Below are 8,686 nucleotides of genomic sequence, written 5' to 3'. Positions count from 1 at the left end.
CGCAACATTGAACGGACGTCCACGCAAAACCCTCGGCTGGAAAACCCCCGCAGAGGCGCTGGACAAATTCCTGAAAGCCAAAGAAACTGAAAGTGTTGCGACGACCGGTTGAGACTGCCATCTCGCCCGCCAGCGCCTTGTCCGCCGCGTTGCGCCCCGCCCCAATCCGCAGCCGCAGATCGGCGAAGGCGTTTTCCGTCAACAAATCCGCCACCACATAATCCGCGCAGCGCAAAGCCCGGACCCGGATCGCGCCCAATTCAAACAAACCACTCGCCAAAATCGCAGCATGAAGCGCTCGGCAGAGCCCAGCCATATCGACCTTACCGTCGAGATTGGCGGAATACTCGATAGTCAGATGCGGCACATCAAGCTCCCTCATTATTATTAACACGTTAAGCAGTAGCCCAAGAGATGTCAAGCCCACCCTGCGGCTGGATCAAGTATCGGCACGGGTTAGCCAGCGTGTCATCGAAGCCGGGCGCAACCGCCTTGACATCACGGACGCGATCTTCAATGCCATTGAGGCTTGATAGCGCTCTGGACCGTCGCTTAAGGTGCGGTCCGAGCCTTCCTGATGCAGGTATTAAAAGTCAAAGGCGAGTTGGAATCGGCTGTCATCGCCAAAGCGATACGCTGGGCCGCGCTGCTAACACCCCTTTCCCACACCCCCACGCTCTGGTTCACGCTTATGCTCGCGCCGGGGTTGTTGCTGTTCGGCCTCGTCTTTGCCGTGAATTCCACTGTACATTCCTACGCGACCCTCGCCTTCGGATGTTCCGGCAGAGCGTCGATGGAGGTTGGCTTTTTGCTACACAGCGCATGTGGCGGGTCGGCTTTTGGGAACCGCTATATACGGAATCAGCTATCAAATCGGTGGCTTACTGCTGTGACTTGCTACCGCAAGAACCATGACTGCGGCGGGTTGGATCGCTGTCGCAATCAGCGGGCCAGCGCCGAAACACAACGCCTATCGCACGGCCCAGCGCTTCGCTTCTGCTAGGTTCCGCTGGCTGGCGCACCGCCCATCTGCCCATCCCGCACGGTGGACAACACAACCAAACGGCGATATTATTTCGCAACAAAACCAGTACGGTTAACGATTTGCCCGATATTTGACAAAATCTGACCTTAGACTTTTCAATAAGATTTAGAAAAGTGCCATGCAAATACTATGCAATCAGAAGGCGCATCAGGCGAGAGGCATGATAATGAAGATCCTTGCGGTAGACGATGATCCGGTCTTTCTGGGGGTCTTGCTTCCGATGCTTCACGCTCAGGGCAAAACCGATGTGACCATCGCGCGCTCGGGCGATGAAGCCTTGTTAAAACTGGCTGAAGCCGAGGAGGCGTTTGACTGCCTTCTGCTGGATATCCAGATGCCAGGCATGAGCGGGGTGCAACTGTGCAATCATGTGCGCAACTTGCCCGCCTATCGGCGCACGCCCATCGTCATGATCACGGCAATGACCGGAAAACGCTTCATTGATGATGCGTTTGCTGCCGGGGCGACCGATTACATCACCAAGCCGCTTGACCCGATCGACCTGAAAGCCCGCATCGGCATGGCAGATCGTTTGTTGAAAGAACGCAGCATCACGGCTTCGCTCGAAAAGAAGTTTGACCAGCGCAATGACATCATCGCCATCGACGTGGATTTTGACACCCCGTTCCCGATCCCCGGATTTGAGCGTGGCGTCGAATACCTTGCGCTTGAAAACTACCTGCTGATGCTGGGAAACAAGCGGATGTATTCAACCGCAGCCTTTGGGATTTCGGTGAAGAACGCGCATTTGTTCTACAAAAAATCCTCGCCCTTGGGTTTTGTGAACATGCTGGGCGATGTCGCCTCGGCCATCAGTGATGCGGTGAAGTCCGAACAGATGATGATCGCCTACGCAGGGGCCGGTAATTTCGTTGCTGTCTTGTCGCACAATCCCTCGACCGAATGGACTGAATTAGAGGCGATGATACAGTCGGGCATCGAAGATTTCGCCAGCTTTTATGCGGCAGATCGTCTTCCCTTGCCGCAGATCAAAGTCGGAGATCTGGCGCGCACCTCGTTCTTTGGCCTGTTCAATCCCACAAGCATCCTTGACCACGCGGTGAACCTTGCCCAGTCACGCCAAGACGGAAAACTCAAATCATGGTGGAGCGCCGCATGACCGGATTGCAGCATTTTGGCGCAGCGGCGGGCAGTGGAGCCAATGACATGACGGCGGTGTTAGAGCCCGCCCGCGCGATGTTTCGCGGCTTGATTGTTGAACGCATCATGGCCCTTGAAGCCTATCGCAAGCTTGTTCAGCATGGCGAAAATCCACAGGATGAGATGGCGAAGATCGCCGATATTGCCCACAAGATCTCTGGCGTGGGGGCGACGCTGGGGTTTTTCAGAACCGGACAGCTCGCGGGTGTCTTGGATCGTGCCATCACGGAAAATCTGTCAAAATGTGCCGATCTTGAATATTTTCGGCTGATCGTCGATCCGATGCTAGAAGCGCTTCTGGTGGAAGTGGAATCCCTGCTCGACGACTAAATCGCAACCCAAGCCTATCCTATGGCTTGGGTTTTGCCGCCGATCCAACCAAAGCGCTGACAGCCAGCGACAGATCAACCGAGCTGATCGGCTTGCCGATGCAGCTGTCAAATCCCCAAGCGATATAGTCCGCGATCTGATGCGCCATCACATTGGCGGTCACGGCAATGATCGGGATCGGCGAGAGGCCGTGCTGCGCTTCAAGCTCGCGGATTTTCCGCAACGCCGTCGGTCCATCCATCACCGGCATCGCAATATCCAACAAGATGGCGTCAAAGCGCCCGGCTTCCCAAGCCTGCACAGCTTGTGCGCCATCGTTGACGGTGACCACCTCTGCACCAAGCCGGGACAGCATCATTTCCAGCACGGCGCAATTCGTTTGGTTGTCGTCAGCCGCCAGCAAACGCAGCCCCGCAAGGCCAATAGATTCCATCGGTGCTTTTGCAACCCGGTCGATCGCAACAGTGCTCAGCGGCAGTGGCAGTGAAACACTGATCGTCGTGCCACGCCCGCGGGCAGAATCGACCGTGATCGCGCCACCCATGCGATCAACCAATGACTGGGTGATCGCCATGCCCAAACCCGTACCGCCAAAGCGCCGGGTGACCGAGCTATCGGCTTGGCTGAATTCATCATGCAGGCGCGACACTTGCTCCGGTGTCATTCCGATCCCGGAATCGCGCACCTCAATCACCAGTGGCATCGTATCGCGCCCACTGATCTTGACCGTCACCTCACCGCGATCGGTGAATTTGATCGCATTGCTCACCAGATTGTGCAGCACCTGCTGCACCCGGTGCGGATCGCCCACGCGCAACAACTCCGCGCCGGACCCGATCAGAACTTCAAAATCCAAGCCCTTTTCATCGGTTCGCAATTCGTACTGATCTTCAATCCGTTTGGCCAGATCAAGCGGACTGAACGCAAGCGCCTCAAACTCTATCTTGCCAGCTTCGATCTTGGACATGTCCAGAATATCATTGAGAATGTTCAGCAATGCCTCGCCCGAGCGCCGGATCGTGCCGATCATGCGCTTTTGGTCGGGCTGGTCCAGCGATGATTCCAAAAGCTCGGCCATGCCCAGAACCCCGTTCAACGGGGTGCGGATTTCATGGCTCATATTGGCCAAGAACTTCGATTTGGTCCGATTGGCTTCCTCGGCATGGGCCTTGGCCACATAAAGCTGCGTCACATCAGAACCGACACCGCGAAAGCCTGCGAACGCGCCCGCCTCGTCAAACACTGGCGCGCCACTCATCCGGCGCCAACGCACAGTACCATCGGTCGATTTTGGCGCACGATAGACAAAATCCTGAAACGGCTGATTTAAGTTCAACGCCGCCAGCATGATAGTCCAGTCGATACCCGGCAACATATCCGGGTAGGCTTGCAGCCACTCCTCCTGCGTTTTGCCCAGCAAGCCCTCCTTTGGCACGCCGCCATCATCGAAATACGCGCCATCCAACACGAAGACGAAGCGCCGGTTGCTATCCATCTCCCACAGCCAGCCATCCGAGACCGCCGAAATGTCGATCAAACGCTGTTCGACCTTGGTGCGTTCGGAAATCGAGCGCTCAAGTTCCGCTTTCACCTCGGTCAGCGCGGTTTCCCGCGCCCGTTGCGCACTGATATCGACATGCGCGCCGATAATCAGCGCCGGAGAGCCGTTTGCAGCACGATGAAGCGTACGGCCCGTATCAAGCACCCAGATCCAGTGACCCGCCTTGTGGCGCAGCCGATACTCGGCCTTGTAGAGATAATTCGGGTCGAGGAACAGATTGTTGAACAGCGCTTCAGCGCCCTCTAAATCATCAGGATGCACCCGTTCCCGCCAGGTCTCAAACGTCACCGGGCGTAGTTCTTCCAACTGATACCCCAGCACCGCCGCCCAATATTCGTTGACGTGGTGTTCGCTGGTGATGACATTCCATTCCCACGAACAAATCTCGGCGCCGTTGATCAGATTGCTGTACTTTTGTTCTGCAAGGAATTGCTTGCTGATGTCGGTATGAACCTCCATCAGTGCGCCATTTGGCAAAGGATGCTCGACAATACGCAAAACACGCCCATCCAGCAGGGTTCGCTCTGAGGTTCGCCCGGCGGTGCGACGATTGGCAATCCGCTCGGCAATCCATGCATCTTCCCGGCCCTCGGCCTCAACAATCTGGCCCTGCGCAATAGAATAGCGCAGAATATCCTGAAATGGACGACCCGGCAGAAATGCAGGCGCGCTCAACGGATAGAAGTCGCGGAAAGTTTGGTTGCAATAGACATGTCTGTCATCAGCGTCGTAGATCACCACCCCCTGCTCAAGGATACGAAGCGCCTCAATTTGAAGCAGTTGGCTTGCCGCACTTTCGTCGGCAGCGGTGTCACCAAAACCAGCGCCTGAAGTGCCCGTTGCTGCGTTATCTGCTGTGCTCACATTCAGCCTTTTCATTCACTCTTTCAGAACAGGTCCTCACGATGGCCTGTCACTGTCAAGCAAATGTTGGCCTAAACGCTGCCCTGAGACACCGCGCCACCCAACAACGCGCCAACCGTCGAAAGCAGGGCGTGCCTGCTCAGCGGTTTCGGCAAGGTGACCTCAAGCGACGAGGCGACGGTGCTCAGATCAAACGGTTGAAAATTCGCGTCGGCGGTAAACCGGATCACCGGCGTGGCGGCATTTATCGACCGCCCTGCCCGCAAATGACGGATCACCCGGTCACCAGTGATGAAGGGCATGTTCTGATCCACGATCATCAGATCGAATCGTTGGGTCAACGCCGCTTCCAAAGCTTCCCGCCCATCCGACGCAATCGTCAACTCGACGTTCACCCCAAAGAGGAACGCCTGAACGATGCTTTGATTGACAACATCATCCTCGGCCAGCAGGACTTGGAATTTCGTCTGCGATGCAGCTTCTGTCATTTGGAATAAACCCGTCACTTGGAGCAAACAAACCGTGTCCCTCTTATATCCGGTTCGCATGATTTCTTGCCAGAAAAATGGCCAAATCACGGTGAATTGGCTTATTTGCCAGGACTCACAGCCACTTGGCAACTACAGGTTGCAGGAGTTGGCGTCATAGTTGCAGCAGGCTGTGCAGCGCGTGCAATAGATCAGCGCGCCGGAACGGTTTGGCCAGATGACTGTCAAATCCGCCGATCAGGTAATCGGCAATCTGGGTCGGCATCGCATGCGCCGTCACAGCAACGGCTGCAACCGGGTGTAAGCCGCAGGACGCTTCGATGGCGCGGATTTCTGCCAGCGCACTCATCCCGTCCAGCACCGGCATGGTGATATCCAGCAGCAGCAAGGCAAAAGGTTCACCCCGATCCAGCGCCGTGCGCCAAACCTCGACCGCCTCGCGGCCATTTTCAACCTGCGTCACCACCGCACCCGTTCTGACCAGCATCTCGGACAACACGAGCCGATTGGTTGCGTTGTCATCCGCGCACAGAAGACGCACACCTGCCAGCGCATCTTCGCGCAAGGTGCCTTCTTTCGGCTTTAGCTGTGTTGCGGGCGCAGTTTCCGCCTCGGGCAGCGGTAACGAGATTCGAAACATCGAGCCAAGCCCCGGCACGCTTTCCGCCGATATCGTCCCGCCCATCAAGGTCACAAGTTCGCGGACAATCGACAGCCCCAGCCCCGTACCCCCGAACCTGCGCGTCATACTGCCATCTGCCTGCTCGAAACTTTCAAACACCCGCGACACCTGAGACGCGTCCATGCCGATCCCAGTGTCCGAGACCTCGATCTGAACTGGCTTGCCGGTCCGACACGAGAATTTCAGCGTAACCTTGCCGGTCTCGGTGAACTTGAACGCGTTGTTCAGCAGATTGTTCAGCACCTGCATGACGCGATGCGCATCGCTCAAACGCGGCTTGTCGCACCCTGCGGTCGCAAGCACCTCAAACGCCACGCCCTTTTCTTCGGCGGCAATCGCATAGATCGATTCCGCTTGCCGGATCATCTCCAAGGGGACGAAGGGAACCGACTCGACCACCATCTTGCCAGCCTCAATCTTCGACATATCAAGGATTCCATTCAACACGGTCAGCAAGGTTTCACCCGACTTGCGAATGGTATCAACCATCTGACGCTGCAATGGTTCCACGACAATGTCAGCCAGTACCTCGGCCATGCCCAGCACCCCGTTCAGCGGGGTGCGAATCTCATGGCTCATATTGGCAAGAAAGGTCGATTTCGCCCGGCTCATGTCTTCGGCCCGCATCAGCGCATCTTGCAAACGCTGGGTTGCCGCCAGACTCTCTGTGATATCCGAGAAAGACACGACCCCAAAGCGCTGGTCGCCCATGTCCAAAAGCGCTGCATTAAACGACAGAATACCGCGCGCGCCATCGGGTCGCAAAAACGCGCATTGGATATTGCGCACCGGCTCAGCCGCCCGCAGCGCGAGTTTGAATGGCGAGTCATCTTCCGCCAAGGCTGTACCATCAACGTGCTCTAGCTTCAGCGCGGCAATATCGAAATCTTCGCCGGGTTCAACCTTGCAGATCAGTCCCAGAATACGTTCTGCTTCTTGATTCACATAGGAAATCCTATGAGCCCCATCCAGCACGACAATCGCCGAACTGCTGGCATCCATCACGTCCAAAAGAAACGCCCGGCTGGCAAAAACATCCTGCTCAAGTTGCTTTTGCTCACTGATGTCCAGATGCACGCCGGAAATCCGCGACGGCACCCCATCGGGTGTACGCTCTGACACCCGGCAGCGCGACAGAATCCAAACCCAATGGCCGTCAACGTGGCGCATGCGAAACTCGGTGCTGACAAGCTGAGCGTTCGGGTCCCGATTGAAATCGTTAACCAGCAAAAGCTTTTGCTGATCGTCTGGGTGCAGCATGTCAATAAAGTCTGGCACGCTCAAAGCGCTCAACTTGCAAGTCTCTAACCCAAGAATTTCCCCCCAGCGCCCGCCGACATGAATTTTGTTGGTGTCAACCACCAACTCCCAAGTGCCCACCGCCGCGCCGTCGATGATACCGCTCAAACTCAGCTTAGCCCGATCCCTGTCGGCAAGCACTTGTGTCAGATCCCTGTTGGCAGCATCCAAGGCGGCGATCTGATTACGCTTGGCGGTGATGTCAAAGCCCATCGCAATGACGCCACCATCCGCAGTGCGGGTGCTGACACGGTGTATCCAACGACCGTCCGGCAGTTGCACCTCATCATCCCAGCGCGGTTTTTGGTATTGCAGCAGCCGCGCTTGCAACCATGCCTCCCTTTGCGCCTCGGTCGTTTCGCCCAGAAAAGCCAGCTTCTCCAAACCAATCCGCAACAACTCGCGCAAGGTCACGCCAACCACGGCATAATCGACAAGCTCGGGAAAGCTTTGATGATAGGCCGCATTGACCGCAACAAGCCGATCCTGTGCATCAAAGATCACCACGCCATCAGGCAGCGCATGAATGGCGTTGATCAGCCGCATATGGGCGGCCTCAGCCGCAGATGCGAGCGCTGCCATCTTCGATTCCTGATCCTTCAGCCTGCTGACCACCGCACCGATCAAGCCATAGCCCTGCAAGGCATCCAGTTGATCCTGCGTGCCCGCCAGATCAGCGGCACCCGGCTTGGCAACAGCAACATCCTGCACCAGCATGGCCTGCAAGATATCCGTCAGCGCCCGCAACATCTGCGTCGAGGCCGCAGTGTCAGAATAGTCCGCACCCAAAGCAGCATAGCCTATAGCCCCAACGCATTGCCCGCGCTCCATCATCGGCAAAAACATGAAATCTTCCGGGCCGCGGTCTGTACCGGCGCTGCGCTCCACAAACCCCGCACTGGAATTCTGCATCGCCCGAGCATCCACGCCACCGCCCAGCCAGTGCGCAACCAGCACGTTGGGCAGATCCTGCGGCAATCGGTGCATTTGGCTCGGCATCGCGCGATAGGTCAGATGGCACATCTCATCACCGCCGCGCAGATACACAGCCGCACCAGCGACATGGATCAAAGGACAAAGCTGCTCCAGTGCGGAATCGACAGCCGAGGTATCACCACACCTGCTAAATTGTAGAAGATTGCCAAGTACTGCAACCAAAGGGACAATGTTCTGCAACTAAACTTCCCCAATAGGTTGTCCTTTGCTAGCGGTTTCCGCGTTGCAGTTATAGGTGTGAACGCCCTTCCCCAGCAATT

5 protein-coding genes and 1 pseudogene are annotated in these 8,686 nt (G+C 56.7%); 2 read left to right on the top strand and 4 right to left on the bottom strand.

Annotated features, from left to right (window positions below; all coding sequences use genetic code 11):
- Positions 1 to 178: 178 nt before the first annotated feature.
- Positions 179 to 316 (bottom strand): annotated as a pseudogene (locus ACP7AP_RS10975) (5-carboxymethyl-2-hydroxymuconate isomerase); the annotation flags it as partial.
- Positions 317 to 1,205: 889 nt separating this feature from the next.
- Here ACP7AP_RS10975 and ACP7AP_RS10970 point away from each other — a divergent pair.
- A complete protein-coding gene (locus ACP7AP_RS10970; RefSeq protein ID WP_426034239.1) occupies positions 1,206 to 2,165 on the top strand; it encodes a response regulator in 960 nt (319 codons plus the stop codon).
- Positions 2,162 to 2,536, top strand: a complete 375-nt coding sequence (locus ACP7AP_RS10965; RefSeq protein ID WP_426034238.1) for a hypothetical protein — start codon at positions 2,162 to 2,164, stop codon at positions 2,534 to 2,536. The genes ACP7AP_RS10970 and ACP7AP_RS10965 overlap by 4 nt, the downstream gene beginning before the upstream one ends.
- A 19-nt stretch (positions 2,537 to 2,555) precedes the next feature.
- Here the strand turns inward: ACP7AP_RS10965 and ACP7AP_RS10960 are convergent, their stop codons facing one another.
- The 3 genes from ACP7AP_RS10960 to ACP7AP_RS10950 all read right to left on the bottom strand — a co-directional run bounded on the left by ACP7AP_RS10960 (position 2,556) and on the right by ACP7AP_RS10950 (position 8,501).
- Entirely contained in the window at positions 2,556 to 4,961 is a 2,406-nt protein-coding gene (locus ACP7AP_RS10960; protein WP_426034237.1) for an ATP-binding protein, read from the bottom strand.
- 71 nt (positions 4,962 to 5,032) lie between these two features.
- Positions 5,033 to 5,449 carry a response regulator gene (locus ACP7AP_RS10955; RefSeq protein ID WP_426034236.1) on the bottom strand — a complete coding sequence of 139 codons (417 nt, stop codon included), beginning with the start codon at positions 5,447 to 5,449 and terminating at the stop codon, positions 5,033 to 5,035.
- 154 nt (positions 5,450 to 5,603) lie between these two features.
- Entirely contained in the window at positions 5,604 to 8,501 is a 2,898-nt protein-coding gene (locus tag ACP7AP_RS10950; protein WP_426034235.1) for an ATP-binding protein, read from the bottom strand.
- Positions 8,502 to 8,686: the final 185 nt, after the last annotated feature.

The organism is Cypionkella sp. TWP1-2-1b2 (assembly GCF_049896245.1).
GTDB lineage: Bacteria > Pseudomonadota > Alphaproteobacteria > Rhodobacterales > Rhodobacteraceae > Cypionkella.
The sequence above is the reverse complement of the archived record's forward strand: the minus strand, read 5'-3'. Positions and strand labels throughout refer to the sequence as shown.

Bases quoted from the DNA above. Each gene is read 5' to 3' on its own strand.
- ACP7AP_RS10970 (WP_426034239.1), top strand. From the start codon at position 1,206: ATGATAATGAAGATCCTTGCGGTAGACGATGATCCGGTCTTTCTGGGG.
- ACP7AP_RS10965 (WP_426034238.1), top strand. From the start codon at position 2,162: ATGACCGGATTGCAGCATTTTGGCGCAGCGGCGGGCAGTGGAGCCAAT.
- ACP7AP_RS10955 (WP_426034236.1), bottom strand. From the start codon at position 5,449: ATGACAGAAGCTGCATCGCAGACGAAATTCCAAGTCCTGCTGGCCGAG.